Source organism: Gordonia sp. CPCC 206044 (assembly GCF_048537895.1).
Classification (GTDB): Bacteria; Actinomycetota; Actinomycetes; order Mycobacteriales; family Mycobacteriaceae; genus Gordonia.
Map to the genome: position 1 here is coordinate 374,384 of NZ_JBCLVL010000003.1, position 17,706 is coordinate 392,089.

Below are 17,706 nucleotides of genomic sequence, written 5' to 3' on the forward strand. Positions count from 1 at the left end.
CTCGTCTGCCCGGGCAGCGCCCGGGTGGTGGTGTGTTTTCGCTGGGAGCGAGGGTCGGTCGGGTGGGCTCAGGCTCCGGGAATCGAAGCGCGCGAGACCATCTCGACCGACTGGGGCTCGCCGGTCTCGAGGGCCTTGACCCCGGCGGCGCAGACCGCGGCCGCGGCATAGCCGTCCCAGGCGCCGGGGCCGTCGACATTGTCGCCGCGCCGCACCGCATTGACCCACCGTTGGATCTCGACGTCGTAGGCGACGCCGAATCGTTCGACGAACGACGGTGTGATGTCGCCGGTCGAGATGCCGGCGATCTTGCGGCCGTCGCCCGTGTCGGTCTGAACGGGATTGCGCTGCTTGCGGATCAGTCCCTGGTCGAGTCCGATGAACGCCGACCCGAGTTCGCCGACGAGTTCGGTCCGGACCTCGTAGGCGACGCCGGTGGTGACGAAACATTCGACGTCGACGTGCCGGCCGGATTCGGTGGTGAAGATCGCGATCTGCGGATCTTTCAGTCCCTCCGGTGCATTCGGGTTGCTCCCCGGCGCGATGACCTGAACCGAGGTGATCTCCTCGTCGAAGAAGAACCTCGTCGCGTCCACCTCGTGGACGAGTGAGTCCTTGACGATCATCGAACTGTCGAAGCTCGGTGGAACCGCCGGATTGCGATGGACGAAGTGGGCCAGCAGGACCTGACCGAAGGTGCCGCCGTCGATCAGTCCCTTGAGCTGCTCGTACTCGTGATCGAACCGGCGCATGAAGCCGACCTGGATCAGCTTGCGGCCCGACTCGGCCTCCCGCTTGACGATCTCCAACGAGGTGGCGACGTCGGTCGTCAGCGGCTTCTCGCACATCACCGGCTTGCCTGCCTCCAGGCAGGCGAGCAACTGCTTCTCATGTGTCGGACCGGGCGTGGCCAGGATCACCGCGTCGACATCGGGATCGGCGATCGCGTCCAGCGGATCGTTGACCACCCGGCATCCGGGGATCGTGGCGGCGAGTTCATCGGCCTTCTCCGGCAGATAATCGTTGAGCACGGTGACCGTTGCACCCTTGGTGCGCTCGGTGATCCGGGCGACATGGTCGGCACCCATCATGCCGACACCCAGGACGGCGATGCGCAGGTCGTGCCCGGAGGCGCCGGTGTGCGAAGGAGTGGTCATTTCTTCTCTCCGTTGGTCGGGTCGGTCGGGTTCAGGTACGGCCGTTGAACGGCTTTCCACTGGGCGTAAACGTCGTAGGCCTGCTGGGTCGATCCCAGCGTCGATGTCTCGGACACCGGTACGTCCCACCACGATTCGCTGTCGGGTGCTCCGATCAGCGGATCGGTCTCCACGTGGATGACGGTCGTGCGGTCGGCGGCCTTGGCGGTCTTGATGGCGTCGGCGAACTCGGCGGCGGTGTTCGCCCGGATCACGTCGGCACCGAGCGATGCCGCGTTGGCGGCGAGATCGACGGGCAGGGTGGCGCCCTCGAGCCGTCCGTTGGTGCCGCGGTAACGATAGTTGGTGCCGAATCGTTGCGAACCGAGCGATTCCGACAACGATCCGATCGAGGCGAACCCGTGATTCTGCACGAGCACCACGATGACCTTCAGGTTCTCCTGGATCGCGGTGACCAGTTCGGTCGCCATCATCAGGTACGAACCGTCGCCGACCATGACGAAGACGTCCCGGTCCGGGCAGGCCATCTTGACGCCGAGCCCGCCGGCGACCTCGTAGCCCATACACGAATAGCCGTACTCGACGTGATAGCCCTTCGAATCCCGGGTACGCCAGAGCTTGTGCAGGTCACCGGGCATGGAGCCGGCCGCGCAGACGACGACATCGCGTGGATCGGAGGTTTCGTTCACCAGCCCGATGACCGCACCCTGGGTCAGCGCCTCGTCGCCGGTGGCGACATTGGTGCCGACCGAGGTCGGGGAGTAGGCCTGCTCGACGATATCGTCCCACTCCTCGGCAAGCACCGAAACCCTTGCGCGGTAAGCGGAGTCGACCGTGTACCCGGAGAGCAACTCGTCGAGGGCCTCGATGGATTCGCGTGCGTCGGCGACCACGCTGTAGCCGCTGTGCTTGACCGAATCCAGGGATGCCACGTTGATGTTGACGAACCGGACACCGTCGCCGGTGAACGCGGTTCGTGACGCAGTGGTGAAATCGCTGTAGCGCGTGCCGATCCCGATCACCACATCGGCTTCGGCGGCCAGCGCGTTGGCGGCGGTGGTGCCGGTGGAACCGATGGCCCCCACCGACTGCGGGTGGTCGTAGGGCAGCGCGCCCTTGCCGGCCTGGCTCTGGCCCACCGGAATACCCGTGGCAGCGCACAGGCGCGCGAGCGCCGCGGTTGCGCCGCTGTAGATCACGCCGCCACCCGCGACGATCAGCGGCCGTTGCGCGGAGCGGATGATCTCGGCTGCCTCGGCGATGACGTGCCGTTCGGGCAGCGGGCGGGCGACGTGCCAGGTGCGTTCGGCGAACAACGATGCAGGCCAATCGAACGCCTCGGCCTGCACATCCTGTGGGATCGCGACGGTGGCCGCTCCGGTCTCCACCGGATCGGTCAGCACCCGCATCGCGCCGAGCAACGCCGCCGGTAGCTGCTCGGGTCGCCACACCCGATCGAAGAATCGGGAGACGGGTTTGAACGCGTCGTTGACGGTCACGTCGCCCGACGACGGCAACTCGAGTTCCTGCAGCACGGGCGCCGACGCGCGCGTGGCGAAGGTGTCCGCGGGCAACAGCAACACCGGTAGCCGGTTGATGGTGGCCAGGGCGGCGCCGGTCAGCATGTTGGTCGCGCCCGGACCGACCGACGCGGTGACCGCCCAGGTCTGCAGGCGATCGCGCATACGTGCAAATCCGACGGCCGAGTGCACCATCGCCTGCTCGTTGCGGCCCAACACGTACTTGAGTGACAACTCCCGCCCGGCATCCACATCGTCGATCTCGTTCTGTAGCAACGCCTGACCGAGGCCGGCGACATTGCCGTGACCGAAGATGCCGAAGCATCCGGCGAAGAACTTGCTGCGCTCGCCGTCCCGTTCGACGTACTGATTCGCGAGGAACCGTACTGTCGCCTGCGCGACGGTGAGCCGGACGGTCGGTTCACCGTGGGGCGTCCGAACGCCGGTTACCCCGCCGGCTCGTCCCTGGTTGATCGGTGCCACGATTGCTTCCTTCTGATGGGTGGTTGGGGGTGGTGGTGCCTCTGATCTCGATACGCCGCCTCGCTGCGCTCGGTGGCTACTCGATCGGCGGTCTGTTCCGGTGATCGAGTAGCCGCGAGCGAGCGGAGCGAGTCCGAGGCGTATCGAGATCCGTCATCGAGAGGTGTTTTCGTGCAAGGGGAGTCGGGGATCCACATCCTGGTGCTGCCAGCTGTCGCGCAACCAGGTGTGCGCCGGATCGTCGCAGATCTGCCACGCGCGATTCGGGCCGGAGCCGGCCATCACGTTGAGGTAGTACATGTGATAGCCGGGCGCGGCGATCGACGGACCGTGATAGCCGTGCGGTACCAAGACGACATCGCCGCTGCGGACCTCCTCGAGCACCTCGATCGGGCGCTCAGGTGTGCCGTAGACGCGGTGATAACCGAACCCCGGCGAACCGTCGGGACCGTCGGCGATCTCGAAGTAGTAGATCTCCTCGAGTTGCGACTCGTTCTCGGTGTCCTCGTCGTGCTTGTGGGCCGGATAGCTCGACCAGTTACCCCCGGGGGTGATGACCTCGCAGGCGATGATCGAGTCGGCCTCGAACACGTCGGCCGTGGCGAAATTGTGAACCTGCCGGCTGCAGTTGCCCGCACCGCGCAACTCCACCGGAACGCCTGCCACCGGTCCGTAACGGAACGGCAGGGTCGTCGATGCCCGGGCACCGCAGAGCGCGAACCGTCCGCCGTCCGTGCTCGTCACGGTGAACGAGCTGCCGCGCCCGACATAGGCGAAATCGCTGGGCCCGTCGAAAACACTTGCGCGACCGGTTAGTTCGAACTCTTCGCCACCGCACGACACGGCTGCGGAGCTGGCAAGCGGGACCACGACGATCTCGTCGTCGCCACTGGCTCGGGTCACCGACTCGCCGGCGCCGAGTTCGACGACGAACAACGACGATTCCGACCAGCCCGCCGACTCAGGGGTGACGTCCACCGCCAACGGCCCGCTCGCTACGCTCCCGGCGCCGTGTCGATTCGGCCCGCTCGCTACGCTCCCGGCGCCGTGTGGATTCGGCCCGCTCGCTACGCTCCCGGCGCCGGCGCCGGCTGGGATGTACCACTTGCTGTTCATGAACCGTCCTCTCAGCTGACCAGGTTCACCGCGGTGTCGACCGCGGTGGCCACGTCGTCGTCGGCGGGATAGAGCAGGGTTCGGCCCACGATGAGTCCGCGGACCGACGGGATGCGCAGGGCGCGTTCCCAACTCGCGAAGGTCTCGTCGGGTGCGGTTTGCGGGTCACCGCCCAGCAGCAGGGTCGGCAAGGTGGTGGCGTCCATGACGCGCTCCATCTCGTCGACCACCGGCAGCTTGAGCCAGGTGTACGCCGACGTCGACCCCAGCCCCTGGACGATGTGCATCGACTTGATCACCGCGTCCGCGGTGAGGTCGTTGCGCACCTTGCCGTCGATGCGCGACGACAGGAAGGGTTCGAGCATCGCGATGGACCGGCCGGCGGCCAGATCGTCGACTGCGCCCGCGCACGCCGTCATCATGTTCAACGTGCCGGGGTCGGAAAGGTCGACGCGGCACAGCATCTTGGCGCCGTTCAAGCCCGAGTCGATGGTCCACGCGGCGGTGGCCGCGGTCATCCGGTCATCGAGTTCGAACGATGCGCCTGCCAACCCGCCGCGGTTCATCGACGAGAAGACCACCTTGTCCTCGAGCGCACCGAGCAGCAAGAGGTCTTCGAGGATGTCCGATGTCGCGAGCACCCCGTCGACGCCGGGATTGGCCAACGCCGTCCGCAACCGGTCGAGCAGATCGGAGCGACTGTTCATCGCGGTCGGGTTGGCGCCCACCGACAATGCGCCGCGGGCCGGGTGATCGGCGGCCACGATCATCAGCCGGTCCGTGCCGGTCACGGTCGCCCGGCGCTGCCGGCGCGCCCACGACTCGGCGATGACCTGTGGATTCTGGGCGCGGACGGCAGTGACATCTGCGTAGGTGGAGCACACCGGACCGCCGTTACGGCCGATACGCGTCTGCGCGGGCCCCGGCGTCGTCGCGACGTCAGACATTGAGTTTCTCCTCGGCGGTGATGGCGGATTCGGCCAGCTCGGCGACCTCGTCGGCGGTGGGCATGGCGGTGGAACATTCCAGTCGGCCTGCGACGATCGCACCCGCGGCGTTGGCGTGGCGCAGGATCTTCTCCAACGGCCAGCCCGACAACAATCCGTGGCAGAGGCTGCCGCCGAAACTGTCCCCGGCGCCGAGACCGTTGACGACGTCGACCGGAACCGGTGCGACCTCGACGGTTTCGGTGCGGGTCTTGCCCAGCACGCCGCGCGGACCCTGCTTGACGATGGCGAGTTCGACCCCCAGATCGAGCAGTGCATCGGCGGCGGCATGCGGGTCCGTCTCGCCGACGGCGATCTCGCATTCCTCGCGGTTGCCCACCGCCACGGTGACATGGGTCAGTGCCTTGCGTACCTGCTCGGTGGCGGCCGCCGGGGTCTCCCAGAACATCGGCCGGTAGTCGAGGTCGAGAACGGTCAGCGACTGACGGCCGCGGGCCTCCCACGCGGCGAAATGAGCGCCGCGCGAGGGCTCTTCGGAGAGCCCGGTCACCGTCGACCAGAACAGATGGGCGTCGTGGACGGCGGCGGCATCGATGTCGGCGGCCTCGACCTGGAGATCGGGAGCGCTCGGCTTGCGATAGAAGTAGAGCGGGAAGTCGTCCGGCGGAAAGATCTCGCAGAAGGTCACCGGGGTGGCGTAGACGTCGTCGACACCGACGAAACGGTTGTCCACGCCGAGTCGAGCCAATTCGTCGCGGACGAAGCGGCCGAACGGATCGTCGCCGACACCCGACACCAGCGCGCTGCGATGGCCCAGGCGGGCGGCCGCGACCGCGACGTTGGCCGCGCTGCCGCCGAGGAACTTGCCGAAGCTGGTGACCTCGTCGAGGCCGACACCGACCTGCTGCGGGTAGATGTCGACCCCGCTGCGGCCGATGGCCAGCACGTCGAAGACGGGTGTCCCGCCTGCAGCGGGGGACTCCGGCGGGGATGGACGCTGTGCGGTCACGTACTGCTCCTGCTCGTGGTTGGACAGCTCGATGCCGTGCGGTCGGGGACCATCGGCCTTGGCATCCACTGTGCGTCAGTTCACATCGCAAAGTCAAGACTTTGTCCTGACATTCTTACCTGGCATAGTGGGGTGAAGCAGATCACAGGGCCCCGTGAGGCCCCGTTCGAAGGGACAACAACCATGGCAGTCACCACTGTTGCCGATCCGCAGCCCACTCCGCGCGGCCGGGAGACGACGACCCTTCCCGTGGCCATCGTCGGCTTCGGGTGGATGGGGCGAGCCCACGCGCAGGCGTATGCGCGTGTGCGCCACCATTACCCACACCTGTCACCGGTGCCCGAACTCGCGGTCATCGCCGACGAGGTCGTCGATCGGGCGGCCGAGGCCGCCGCGCAGTTCGATGTGCCCACGACGGTCTCGGATTGGCGCAGGGTCGTCGAGGATCCGACGATCGGTGCCGTGAGCGTGACCGCTCCCAACTTCTTGCATCGCGAGATCGGATGCGCCGTTGCGGCGGCGGGAAAGCATTTGTGGATCGAGAAGCCGGTGGGGTTGTCGGCCGCCGACGCCCGGGCGGTTGCGGCCGCGGCCGCGGATGCCGGAGTGCAGACGGCGGTGGGATTCAACTACCGCAACGCGCCTGCGGTCGCCGCGGCCCGGGAGGCCATCGCAGCAGGTGAGATCGGTGAGATCACCCATGCTCGCTTCCGGTTGTTCAGCGATTACGCTGCCCACCCGGACGGGGCGCTGAGCTGGCGATTCCAGGCCGAGCGCGGTGGCAACGGTGTGCTCGGTGACCTGGCCTCGCACGGCGCCGATCTGGTCTGGTATCTGCTCGGCGACATCGATTCGTTGGTCGCCGACACTGCCGTCTTCATCGCCGAGCGCCCACGGCCGACAGGCGCGACGTCGGGTCATCAGCTGGCCGGCGGCGGGGAGCGTGGACCCGTGGAGAACGACGACTACGTCTCCGCGCAGATGCGGATGGCATCGGGTGCACGGTGCGTGCTCGAGGCCAGCCGGGTGTCGGTGGGCGCGCAGAACTCGTACGGGTTCGAGATCCACGGCACCGCAGGGGTGGTGCGGTGGGATTTCCGTCGTATGGGCGAACTCGAGATCGGCCGCAGCAGAGGTGGCGGCGACGTCCAGGATCTGGCGGTGTCGACGCGCTTCGTCGGTCCGGGAGACGGCGACTACGCGGCCTTCCAGCCGGGTGCGGCTACCGCGATGGGGTATGACGATCTCAAGGTGATCGAGGCGGCCCGCTTCTGTGCTTCGATCGGGGAGGCGAGCGGGTCGAGCGGGGCGACCATCGTCGATGCGGTGCGTGCCGCCGAGGTGGTGGACGCGATGACCCGTTCGGTGCGCGACGGGGCCTGGACGACGCCGGTCGCCGTCGAGGAGTGATCGACCTCCGCGGCCGGATGCGGGCGGCACGGCCCGCGGACTTCCCGTACGCCCTGGCACTGCTGGGGGCCGGTGCGATGTTCATGGAGATCCTCGACGCCACCATCGTCACCACAGCATTGCCCGCGATGGCTGCGGATCTCGGTGTTCGGCCGCTCGATGTCACGGTGGTCGTCACCGCGTATCTCACCACGCTGGCGGTGGTGATCCCGTTGTCCGGCTGGATCGCGGACCGTTTCGGTATCCGTCGGGTGTTCGTGATCGCGGTGGCGGTGTTCACCGCGGCGTCCGCGGGTTGTGCTCTGGCGCCGGATCTTTCGATCCTGGTGGTGATGCGGGTGGTGCAGGCTGCCGGTGGTGCGATGATGGTGCCGCTGGGCCGTCTGGCCGTGCTCCGAACCGTCGAGCGGGCCCAGATCGTGCGGGCAATCGCATTTCTGACGTGGCCTGCGCTCGTCGCGCCGGTGCTGGCGCCGTTGCTCGGCGGGCTCATCGTGGCCCATACCGACTGGCGGATCATCTTTGCGATCAACGTCCCGATCGGTCTGGTGGGATTGGTGGCCGCCGTGGTCTGGTGCAGGCCGGTCGAGCCTGGTGGACGCAGGCGGCGACTCGACGTGCTCGGTGTCGCACTGACCACCGTTGCGGTGGCTGCGGCGATGACCACGGCCCAGGAACTCGCGGCGCAGACGCCTCGGTGGCCGATGGTGGTGGTCACGTCGGTGACGGCGACCTTGCTCGGCGCCGCCGCCATCCGCCGCATGCGGTCGTGCCCCGATCCGTTGCTGAATCTCGAGGTCGTGCAGGTGCATTCGTTCGCCTCGGTGATCGGGTACGGAACCGTCTACCGGGTGGTGATCAGCGCGGTGCCGTTTCTGCTGCCGCTGATGTTCCAACTGCAGTTCGGCTGGTCGCCTGTGGCGGCGGGCGCGATGGTGGCAGCGCTGTTCGTCGGCAACGTCGGCATCAAACCCTTGACGACCCCTGCGATGCGCCGCTGGGGTATCCGCAGGGTGCTGGTGATCGATCTGGCCGTGTCGGTGGTCGCGTTCGTGGCGCTCGCGGCGCTGGGGCCGGCGACGGCAGGTGTGGTCGTCGCCGTCGTGCTCGTGGTGTCCGGTGCGCTGCGGTCGATCGGTTTCTCCGCCTACAACACCCTCGCGTTCGCCGACGTGGACGCCGAGCATCTCAGCGACGCGAACGCGGTGCACGCGGCCGTCCAGGAACTCGGTTCGGCTTTCGGCGTGGCGTTCGGGGCGGTTGCGATCGCGCTCTGTGCGGGCATCGACGCGTTGCCGGCCGGTGCGTACTCTGCGGCGTTCGGGCTGCTCGCGGTACTGACGCTGGTGTGTGTGGTCGGGGCCATCCGGCTCCCCGCGTCGGCAGGTCAACGGGCCGTCGGCCGCGGGTGAACACCGAGGCAACTCCGAATGTCCTTACAAAGTCTTGACAGCACTGGTGTGACGGGTATTACATCATCTCAAGGAGAGTGGCTCGCGGGACAGCCCGCGGTCAGATCGAAGGGATGAGACAACGATGGATTCCTCACAGCGCCACCGGGCGGGGCGGATGCGCCGGCTCGTCGGGTTCACCGCCGTGGTGTCGTCGGCGGTGTTGATCGTCGGGGCGTGTTCGAGCACCGGGGGCAAGCCAGACGACAACGGCGGCAACGGTGGTGGCGCAGGCAACGCGGGCACCCCGACCAAGACCATCGCGATGATCACCCACGAGGTGCCCGGCGATTCGTTCTGGGACCTCATCCGCAAGGGTGCCGAGATGGCCGCCAAGAAGGACAACATCAAGCTGCAGTACTCGTCGGACCCCGAGGCGCCCAACCAGGCGAACCTCGTGCAGACCGCGATCGACAGCAAGGTCGACGGGATCGCGTTGACCCTGGCAAAGCCGGATGCGATGGCGCCCGCGGTCAAACGTGCTCTCGGCGCCGGTATCCCGGTGGTCGCGTTCAACGCGGGGTACGACAACTGGAAGAGCATGGGCGTCCAGCAGTACTTCGGTCAGGACGAGACGCTGGCCGGTCGGACCGCGGGCGAACGCCTCACGAAGGACGGGCGGAAGAAGGTTCTGTGTGTCATCCAGGAACAGGGCCAGGTGGCGCTGGAGTCCCGATGCGCCGGTGTCCGACAGGGTTTCACCGGAGGTGGCTTCGAGATCCTGAACGTCAACAGCAAGGACATGCCGTCCGTCGAGGCGACGATGACCGCGAAGCTGCAACAGGATCCGTCGATCGACACGGTCGTCACGCTGGGTGCGCCGATCGCGCAGACCGCGGTGCAGTCCAAGGGCAACGCGGGTTCTGAGGCGGAGATCGTCACCTTCGACACCAACTCGGCTCTGGTTCCGCTGATCCAGAACGGCGACGTCAAGTGGGCCGTCGATCAGCAGCCGTACCTGCAGGGGTATCTCGCGATCGATTCGCTCTGGCTCTACCTGACCAACGGGAACACCATCGGCGGCGGGCAGGCCGTGCTCACCGGCCCGGCATTCATCGACGAATCGAACATCGACCAGGTCGCCGAGTACGCGAAGGGCGGCACTCGCTGACCGCGGGGCCACGAAGGGAACACCGATGAGTACTCAAGCAGATCTCGACCTGTCCACGCACAAGGTCGTCACCGATGAACGAGTGAAACGCCAGAAGCCGTTGCAGCGGCTGCTTGTTCGGCCAGAGATCGGAGCGCTGTTCGGCGCCATCGCGATCTTCGTCTTCTTCTGCATCGTCGCAGCGCCGTTCCGGACGCCGGAGGCGTTGGCCACCGTCCTCTACGCTAGTTCCACCATCGGCATCATGGCGTGCGGTGTGGCGGTGCTGATGATCGGCGGCGAGTTCGACCTGTCGACCGGTGTGGCGGTGACCTTCTCGTCGCTGGCCGCGTCGATGTTGGCCTACAACCTGCACCTCAACGTGTGGCTGGGCGCGGTTCTGGCGCTGGTCCTGGCGTTGGCCGTCGGATTCTTCAACGGCTACCTGGTCATGAAGACCAAGATCCCATCGTTCCTCATCACCCTGTCGACGTTCCTGATGCTCACCGGTATCAACCTGGCGGTCACCAAACTCGTCACCGGACAGGTCGCCACCCCATCGATCTCGGACATGCAGGGATTCGACTCGGCGCAGAAGGTCTTCGCGTCGTCATTCACCCTGTTCGGGGTGTCGGTGCGGATCACGGTGGTCTGGTGGATCCTGTTCACGCTGGTTGCGACCTGGGTGCTCATGCGGACCCGGGTGGGTAACTGGATCTTCGCCGTCGGCGGTAACCAGGATTCGGCACGAGCAGTCGGTGTGCCGGTCACCAAGGTCAAGATCGGTATGTTCATGTTCGTCGGATTCTGCGCCTGGTTCGTCGGCATGCACCTGCTGTTCGCCTTCGACACCGTCCAGTCCGGACAGGGCGTTGGCAACGAGTTCTTCTACATCATCGCGGCGGTGGTGGGTGGCTGCCTGCTCACCGGCGGCTACGGCACCGCGGTCGGCGCGGCGATCGGTGCCTTCATCTTCGGCATGGTCAATCAGGGCATCGTCTATGCCGGATGGAATCCCGACTGGTTCAAGTTCTTCATGGGGGCGATGCTGCTCTTCGCGGTGATCGCCAACAACAGCTTCCGTAACTACGCGGCAAAGAGGTGATCGGGCAATGAGTTCCGTCGTCGAATCGACATCCGAAGAAGCGCCGAGCGGGGGCAACGTCCCACTGATCGAGTTCCGTGGCATCGGCAAGTCCTACGGTGCGATCATCGCACTCGCCGACATCAATCTGCGCGTGCACGCAGGCCAGGTCACCTGCGTGCTCGGCGACAACGGCGCAGGCAAGTCGACCCTGATCAAGATCATGGCCGGCCTGCACAAGCAGACCGATGGGGAACTGCTCGTCGACGGTGAACCGACCACACTCGAATCACCGAAGGACGCACTCGGTCGGGGTATCGCGACCGTGTACCAGGATCTCGCGGTGGTGGGACTGATGCCGGTGTGGCGCAACTTCTTCCTCGGTCAAGAACTCCGCAAGGGGCCGTTCCGGTCGCTGGACATCCAGTCGATGCGCGCGACCACGAAGGAAGAGCTGTTCAAGATGGGCATCGACCTGCCCGACGTGGACGCGCCGATCGGCTCGCTGTCCGGGGGACAGCGTCAGTGCGTGGCGATCTCGCGGGCCATCTACTTCGGTGCGCGGGTCCTGATCCTCGACGAGCCGACCGCCGCGCTCGGCGTGAAGCAGTCCGGCACCGTGTTGCGCTACATCTCCGCAGCCCGCGACCAGGGCTTCGGCGTCGTGTTCATCACACACAATCCGCACCATGCGCACATGGTGGGCGACCACTTCGTCCTGCTCAACCGTGGTCGGCAGAAGCTGGACTGCAGCTACGACGAGATCACCCTCGAAGAACTGACCCAGCAGATGGCCGGCGGCGACGAACTCGACACGTTGTCACACGAGTTGCGGCGCTGATGCCGATGCGTATTGAGATCGCACCCGCGGCACGCAGGTGTGATCTCGATACGGGTCCTCGGCTGGCGCCTCGGTCCCTACTCGATCGGCGGGTTGGTTGGGCCCGGTTCCTACTTGATCGGTGGGTTGGTTGGGCTCGATTTGTACTCGATCGGTGGGTTGGTTGGGCTCGGTTTCTGTTCGGTCGGTGGGTTGGTTGGGCTCGATTTGTACTCGATCGGCGAGTTGGTTGGGTTGGGTTTGTGTTCTGTCGGTGGGTGGCCGGGGCTCGGTCGCTGCTCGATCGGCGGAAGTGCCCGATCGGCGCACACCCGCGGGATAGATTGTGAGCCAACAGAAAGGGTGGGGGCATGATCGGTGAACAACCCATCGTCGGTGTCATCTTCGGCGCGTCGAGCCCGTTCGAGGCGGACCTCGTCGACGAACTGTATGCGGCTGCCGACGACGCCGGATACCGCCTTTCGCTGGGTGTGCACACGCCGCGACGTAGCCGTGAGCGGGCCGTCGCCGACCTGGTCGGTCAGGGCTGCGCGGCGATCATCGTCGTCGGGGCCGAACACGGCGATCGGTTCGACATCCCGGTGCCGGTGGTGATCATCGGGGAGCGGCTGCCGAACCTGACCGCGGTCACCGTCGGGACAGATGAATGGCGTGGCGCGCAGCTGGCGGTCCAACACCTGATCGACCTCGGGCACACCTCGATCGCTCACGTCGAGGGCGGCGACCACCCTTGCGCCAGTGAGCGGCTTCGCGGTTATCTCGGTGCCATGGCCGCAGCCGGACTGCGCGACGAATGTCGAACCCTGGTGGGCGACTACACCGAGGAGGCCGGGGCTCTCGCCGCGGAGCGACTCCTCGCCGAAGGAGACCTGCCCAGTGCTGTCTTCCTCGCCAACGACCGCATGGCCGTCGGATTCATCGATGTGGTGCGGCACAGCGGTGTCCGGGTACCCGAGGACATGTCGGTGATCGGTTACGACGACGGTCCGCATGCCGTGCTCGGCCATCTCAACCTGACCACGATCCGTCAGGACGTGGCCGGATTGGCGCGCGCCGCGATCGACGCGGTGGCATCGACGGGTGACGCCGACCGGGTCGCCGACACCGGCGGGTGCGGCTTCTACGGTGCCCGGGCTCTCGACCCCGCACTCATGGTGCGCGCCACCACAGCGCCACCCGCCGGGTGGGAGGCCGCCGCCAGTGCGGCCGGTCGACTCCGCTGGGGGCTCCTGGCCGATACCTGCGACGATGCGCTCGTACACGAACTCGGCACCCCCGGAAGGATTTCCGGGCCGATCGAGGTGGTGGCCAGCGCGTCGACCGCGGTCGCGTGGGAGATCGCCGACCGGCTCGGCATCATGGTGAGCTACGGCCTCTACGAGGATCTCATCGACGATCCGGACATCGACGCCATCGTCATCGCGCTGCCCGCAGACCAGCAAGAGGTGTGGACGATCAAGGCGCGCGAGGCCGGCAAACTCGTGGAGTGCATGGACGCCTGACCCGCCGCCGGACCGATCCAGATCAATCGGTGCGCGACGGGAGCATCCGCCGCCGTCGCGACGGGCCTGCGGATGCTCCCGCGGTCAGCGCGGATCCAGGCCGATCGCCTTGTACGCAGTGTCGAGGTAACGCATGTTCTCGACCGCGTCATCGAGATCGATGGGCAACGGCGCACCGCGCAGGACGGCATTCGCGAACGCCTCTAGTTGATAGGTGTATGTCGAACGGGTGCCCAGATGCTCCACGGACACGGTGCCGCGCGCCGCATCGACGATGGTGAGCCGATCGTCGCGATTGGGGCCGAGGAAATCGTGAGCGAAGAGCGAGCCGGAGTCGCCGACCACACGCAGACCGAAAACATATTCGGCGCCATGAGGTTCCGGCCCGCTCGCTTCGCTCCCGGCGCCGTGAAGATTCGGCCCGCTCGCTTCGCTCCCGGCGCCGTGTGGATTCGGCCCGCTCGCTTCGCTCCCGGCGCCGTGTGGATTCGGCCCGCTCGCTTCGCTCCCGGCGCCGTGTGGATTCGGCCCGCTCGCTTCGCTCCCGGCGCCGTGTGGATTCGGCCCGCTCGCTTCGCTCCCGGCGCCGTGTGGATTCGGCCCGCTCGCTTCGCTCCCGGCGCCGGGACCGCCTGATCCGGTCCCGATCATCGAGTTCGCCAGCACACCGGTGGCACCGTTGGGGAAGCGTACGTGGATCACCGCGGACTCGTCGATCTGCGGGCCCCGCAGGCGCGCGCTGCCGCCCGTGATCTCCGGCGGCCCGCCACACCAGCGGCCCAGCGTGCGTGACATATGAAGGCCGTAGCAGCCCAGATCCATCAACGCGCCGCCCGCCAGGTCGTAAGACCAGCGCGGGTCGTCGACACCCGGAGACGGCATCGCCATCACCACCTCGATCTGTCGGATCTCACCGACGGTGTCTGCGTCGAGCAGATCACGAATCCGCCCCATCAGCGGGTGAAAGAGGTGATGGAACCCCTCGAGCACCACGACACCGGCGGTGCGGGCGGCATCGGCCACCTCCTGCGCCTCGATCACGTTGCGCGCGAACGGTTTCTCCGAGAGGACCGGTTTTCCGGCGCGGACCGCAGCCAGATTCCACGGCCCGTGCAGCGCATTGGCGAGCGGGTTGTAGACGACGTCGACCTCGGGATCGTCGATCACGTCCTGGTAGCTGCCGAGCACTCGTTCCACACCGAAACGCGCCGCAAAAGCCTCCGCACGGCCACGGTCCCGGGCGGCCACCGCCACGAGGCGATGGCCGAGCGTGCGGGCCGGGCCGACGATGGCATCTTCGGCAATCCGGGATGCGCCCAGCACGCCGATGCGCAAGGGACGGTCGGTCACACCCGCACCGCCCGCTGTGCCGTCGTCCGCAGGAACGACATCGACACGGCGACATCACCGGCAGCGGCATCGCCCGCGGCCTCGTCGGCCAGGATGGTGTCCTGTTCGAGCACATACCAACCGTCGAACCCGGCATCGACCAACGTCGCGACGACCTGTGCGATACGTGCCTCGCCCGCCCCGAGCGGTACATACATACCGGACCGCACCGCGTCGGTGTACGTCATGTCGCCGCGTTGGACCTGTTCGGCGAGGTCGACGCGCACATCCTTGAGATGGACGTGCCGGATACGGTTCGTGTACGCCTGGGTGAGTTCGAGAGGGTCGGTGCCTCCGATCAACAGGTGGCCGGTGTCCAGACAGAGCCCGATCGACGAATCCTCCAGCACCCGTCGGACTTCGGCGTGCTGCTCCACCATCGTCCCGACGTGTGGATGCAAGACCGCGGTCACCCCGCGCGCGGCCGCCAGTTCACCGAGCCGGTCCAGGTTCGCCAGCAGCGTCGTCCATTCCGTCTCGGACAGATCCGGACGGGCATCGTAGCCGTCGACGCCGGTGGCTGCCGCCAGCACGACGACGTCACCACCGGATGTCTCGAGTCGATCGAGCACCTCGGTGACCTCGGGAGCCGGATCCTGATCAGCGCGATGGAGTACGACCGGAACAAACGAGCCGACGCAACTCAATCCGTAGGAAGACAACATCTCTCGCAACTGTTCCGGCGCCGACGGCAGGTAACCCGCGGGCCCCGTCTCGGCCGCCGTCACACCCAGGGCGGCCATCTCGCCGAGGACGCGTTCAGGGGCGAGTTGATGTCCCCATCCGGGGACCTCGCAGACACCCCACGAAATGGGTGCGGCGGCGACACGGAGGTTGTCGGTCATCATGAGGGTCCTCACTGTGGTTGTGGTGCAAAGAATTCGGAACGGATCTCGTCGATGCGCACCGGACGATGGTGCTCGACGGATCGGGTAGCGGCCTCGGCGATCAGCGCGACCTCGAGCGCGTCGTGCACCGAGCACGGCGACGTCGCGTGTCCGGCGGCGACCGCGCAGAACGCCGACAACTCGGCCCGATACGCCGCGGCGAATCGGTCCATGAAGAAGCGATGCGCCGGACCGACGGGAAAGGTGCTGCCGGGCTGCGTGTTGCGCACCGGCGTGTGGTCGTCCCAGCCGGCGACCACCGAATCGTCGCTGCCGTGTACCTCGAGTCGACAGTCGTAGCCGCGGCCGTTGTACCGGGTCACCGACACCACCCCGATCGTGCCGGACGCAAAGGTCAGCAGGACCGACGCCGAGTCGACATCGCCGGCATCGACGAATGATGGGTCACCCTGATTGCCGCCCACCGCATGGACCTCGACCACCTCGTCGTCGAGAACCCAACGGACGGTGTCGAAATCGTGTACGGCGCAATCTCGGAAGATGCCGCCCGAAGCGGCAACGTACGCGGCCGGGGGTGGTGCCGGATCGAGCGTCGTGGACCGGACCGTGGTGACGAAACCGAGCTCTCCGGCGGCGACGGCGGCGCGGGCCGCCGCCATCGCCGGATCGAAGCGCCTGTTGTAGCCGATCTGGACCGGGACGTCGACGTCGCGAATCCGACGGACCAGCTCTGCAGAGTCCGCCACCGACAGTGCGATGGGTTTCTCGCAGAACGTGGGAAGTCCTGCTCCCACCGACTTCTCGATGAGTGCCGCATGGGTCGGGGTGGCGCTGGCGATCACCACGGCGTCCACGCCTGCCGTCAGCACGGCATCGGCGTCGCGGACTGCCCGGGCCGTGGGGATCCGGCCGGTGGTCGCGTCCACCGCGGCCGGGTTCGCATCGGCGACGATCAGACCGTCGACGTCTGGCAGGCCACTGAGCGTGTCGGCGTGAAAACCGCCGATCCGTCCCAGACCGATGATGCCGATCGTGAGTCCCATCAGTCGAATCCTCCCATGACGATCTGATCCCAGTCGATGACCGAACCGGTCACCACACCACTGCGATCGGACAGCAGGAACACGACGAAATCGGCGATCTCGTCGGGCTGCCCGAGCTTGCCCATCGGTACCGATGCGTTGGCCTCGTCGATCCACGTGTCGTCGGCGCCGTGAAAGCGCTTCTGGATGTCGGCCTCGCCCTCGGTCTCCGTCCAGCCGATGTTGATCCCATTGATACGAACGCGATCCCAGCGGTGCGCGTGAGCCGCGTTCTTGGTGAGACCGACAAGCCCGGCCTTGGTGGCCGAATACGGTGCGAGGAACGGTTGGCCGCCGTACGACGACATCGTGATGATGTTGACGATGGCACCCGGCGCGCCGCGCCCGACCATGTCGGTGACCGCGGCCTGCATCGTGAAGAACGGAGCCCGCAGATTGACCGCGACGTGCTCGTCGAACAACTCGGGTGAGGTGTCGATCAGGGTGCCGCGGCTCGTGGTGCCCGCCGCGTTCACCAGACAATCGATCCGCCCGAACTCCGCGACCGTCGCGGCCACTGAATCGGCCGCAGCCGCGGGATCGGTGAGATCTGTCGCGACGAACCGCACCGTGGCGGTCTCGTGATCGGTGAACTCGTCGACGAGTCGGGCGCCCCTCTCGGTGTTTCGGCCGCTGAACACGACGTGGGCGCCGGCGTCCACGGCTGTCCGGACGATCGCGGCACCGAGTCCCTGCGTGCCGCCGCTGACGAGGAGCACCTTGTCCTCGAGCAGCCTCGATGATGCAACGGTCACCGTCGGATTCCTTTCTGGCATC

The 17,706-nt window shown here is 66.9% G+C and carries 14 protein-coding genes and 1 pseudogene; 6 read left to right on the forward strand and 9 right to left on the reverse strand.

Annotated elements, in window-relative coordinates; translation table 11 throughout:
- Window positions 1-68: 68 nt before the first annotated feature.
- From AAFP35_RS06270 to iolC, 5 genes are all read right to left on the reverse strand, one after another.
- Complete coding sequence (locus AAFP35_RS06270) at window positions 69-1,157, reverse strand: Gfo/Idh/MocA family protein (RefSeq protein ID WP_419220689.1); 1,089 nt, start codon at window positions 1,155-1,157, stop codon at window positions 69-71.
- Entirely contained in the window at window positions 1,154-3,160 is a 2,007-nt protein-coding gene (iolD, locus tag AAFP35_RS06275; RefSeq protein ID WP_419220690.1) for a 3D-(3,5/4)-trihydroxycyclohexane-1,2-dione acylhydrolase (decyclizing), read from the reverse strand. Before iolD ends, AAFP35_RS06270 begins: the two co-directional genes overlap by 4 nt.
- A gap of 153 nt (window positions 3,161-3,313) precedes the next feature.
- Window positions 3,314-4,276 (reverse strand): 5-deoxy-glucuronate isomerase, encoded by a 963-nt coding sequence (iolB, locus tag AAFP35_RS06280; RefSeq protein WP_419220691.1) that lies wholly within the window; start codon window positions 4,274-4,276, stop codon window positions 3,314-3,316.
- Between the two features lie 11 nt (window positions 4,277-4,287).
- Window positions 4,288-5,223, reverse strand: a complete 936-nt coding sequence (locus tag AAFP35_RS06285) for a Cgl0159 family (beta/alpha)8-fold protein (protein WP_419220692.1) — start codon at window positions 5,221-5,223, stop codon at window positions 4,288-4,290.
- Complete coding sequence (iolC, locus tag AAFP35_RS06290) at window positions 5,216-6,232, reverse strand: 5-dehydro-2-deoxygluconokinase (protein ID WP_419220786.1); 1,017 nt, start codon at window positions 6,230-6,232, stop codon at window positions 5,216-5,218. Before iolC ends, AAFP35_RS06285 begins: the two co-directional genes overlap by 8 nt.
- Window positions 6,233-6,415: 183 nt before the next feature.
- On the opposite strand from iolC, the gene AAFP35_RS06295 reads away from it, so the two are divergent.
- The 6 genes from AAFP35_RS06295 (at window position 6,416) to AAFP35_RS06320 (ending at window position 13,610) form a co-directional block, all read left to right on the forward strand.
- Window positions 6,416-7,642, forward strand: a complete 1,227-nt coding sequence (locus AAFP35_RS06295; protein WP_419220693.1) for a Gfo/Idh/MocA family protein — start codon at window positions 6,416-6,418, stop codon at window positions 7,640-7,642.
- A 17-nt stretch (window positions 7,643-7,659) separates the two neighbouring features.
- A complete protein-coding gene (locus AAFP35_RS06300) occupies window positions 7,660-9,054 on the forward strand; it encodes an MFS transporter (protein WP_419220787.1) in 1,395 nt (464 codons plus the stop codon).
- A gap of 157 nt (window positions 9,055-9,211) precedes the next feature.
- Window positions 9,212-10,204 (forward strand): substrate-binding domain-containing protein, encoded by a 993-nt coding sequence (locus AAFP35_RS06305; RefSeq protein WP_419220788.1) that lies wholly within the window; start codon window positions 9,212-9,214, stop codon window positions 10,202-10,204.
- 25 nt (window positions 10,205-10,229) lie between these two features.
- Window positions 10,230-11,288, forward strand: coding sequence for an ABC transporter permease (locus AAFP35_RS06310; RefSeq protein WP_419220694.1), 1,059 nt, complete (start codon window positions 10,230-10,232; stop codon window positions 11,286-11,288).
- A gap of 7 nt (window positions 11,289-11,295) precedes the next feature.
- On the forward strand, window positions 11,296-12,108 hold the full coding sequence (locus AAFP35_RS06315; RefSeq protein WP_419220695.1) for an ATP-binding cassette domain-containing protein: 813 nt from the start codon (window positions 11,296-11,298) through the stop codon (window positions 12,106-12,108).
- Window positions 12,109-12,458: 350 nt separating this feature from the next.
- Window positions 12,459-13,610: a substrate-binding domain-containing protein gene (locus AAFP35_RS06320; RefSeq protein WP_419220696.1), complete on the forward strand. Its 1,152-nt coding sequence runs from the start codon at window positions 12,459-12,461 to the stop codon at window positions 13,608-13,610.
- 645 nt (window positions 13,611-14,255) lie between these two features.
- Here AAFP35_RS06320 and AAFP35_RS06325 read toward each other — a convergent pair.
- The 4 genes and pseudogenes from AAFP35_RS06325 to AAFP35_RS06340 all read right to left on the reverse strand — a co-directional run.
- Window positions 14,256-14,960, reverse strand: a pseudogene (locus AAFP35_RS06325) (Gfo/Idh/MocA family protein); the annotation flags it as partial.
- The gene (locus AAFP35_RS06330) at window positions 14,957-15,844 is read right to left on the reverse strand and encodes a TIM barrel protein (RefSeq protein WP_419220697.1); all 888 of its coding nucleotides are present in this window, start codon (window positions 15,842-15,844) and stop codon (window positions 14,957-14,959) included. The pseudogene AAFP35_RS06325 and the gene AAFP35_RS06330, both read right to left, overlap by 4 nt.
- Window positions 15,845-15,855: 11 nt before the next feature.
- The gene (locus AAFP35_RS06335; RefSeq protein WP_419220698.1) at window positions 15,856-16,890 is read right to left on the reverse strand and encodes a Gfo/Idh/MocA family protein; all 1,035 of its coding nucleotides are present in this window, start codon (window positions 16,888-16,890) and stop codon (window positions 15,856-15,858) included.
- Complete coding sequence (locus AAFP35_RS06340; protein WP_419220699.1) at window positions 16,890-17,705, reverse strand: SDR family oxidoreductase; 816 nt, start codon at window positions 17,703-17,705, stop codon at window positions 16,890-16,892. Before AAFP35_RS06340 ends, AAFP35_RS06335 begins: the two co-directional genes overlap by 1 nt.
- Window position 17,706 lies beyond the last annotated feature (1 nt).

Bases quoted from the DNA above. Each gene is read 5' to 3' on its own strand.
- AAFP35_RS06320 (WP_419220696.1), top strand. From the start codon at position 12,459: ATGATCGGTGAACAACCCATCGTCGGTGTCATCTTCGGCGCGTCGAGC.
- AAFP35_RS06340 (WP_419220699.1), bottom strand. From the start codon at position 17,705: ATGCCAGAAAGGAATCCGACGGTGACCGTTGCATCATCGAGGCTGCTC.
- AAFP35_RS06300 (WP_419220787.1), top strand. From the start codon at position 7,660: ATGCGGGCGGCACGGCCCGCGGACTTCCCGTACGCCCTGGCACTGCTG.
- AAFP35_RS06310 (WP_419220694.1), top strand. From the start codon at position 10,230: ATGAGTACTCAAGCAGATCTCGACCTGTCCACGCACAAGGTCGTCACC.
- AAFP35_RS06315 (WP_419220695.1), top strand. From the start codon at position 11,296: ATGAGTTCCGTCGTCGAATCGACATCCGAAGAAGCGCCGAGCGGGGGC.
- AAFP35_RS06270 (WP_419220689.1), bottom strand. From the start codon at position 1,157: ATGACCACTCCTTCGCACACCGGCGCCTCCGGGCACGACCTGCGCATC.
- AAFP35_RS06295 (WP_419220693.1), top strand. From the start codon at position 6,416: ATGGCAGTCACCACTGTTGCCGATCCGCAGCCCACTCCGCGCGGCCGG.
- AAFP35_RS06335 (WP_419220698.1), bottom strand. From the start codon at position 16,890: ATGGGACTCACGATCGGCATCATCGGTCTGGGACGGATCGGCGGTTTT.
- AAFP35_RS06305 (WP_419220788.1), top strand. From the start codon at position 9,212: ATGCGCCGGCTCGTCGGGTTCACCGCCGTGGTGTCGTCGGCGGTGTTG.
- AAFP35_RS06330 (WP_419220697.1), bottom strand. From the start codon at position 15,844: ATGACCGACAACCTCCGTGTCGCCGCCGCACCCATTTCGTGGGGTGTC.
- AAFP35_RS06285 (WP_419220692.1), bottom strand. From the start codon at position 5,223: ATGTCTGACGTCGCGACGACGCCGGGGCCCGCGCAGACGCGTATCGGC.
- iolB (WP_419220691.1), bottom strand. From the start codon at position 4,276: ATGAACAGCAAGTGGTACATCCCAGCCGGCGCCGGCGCCGGGAGCGTA.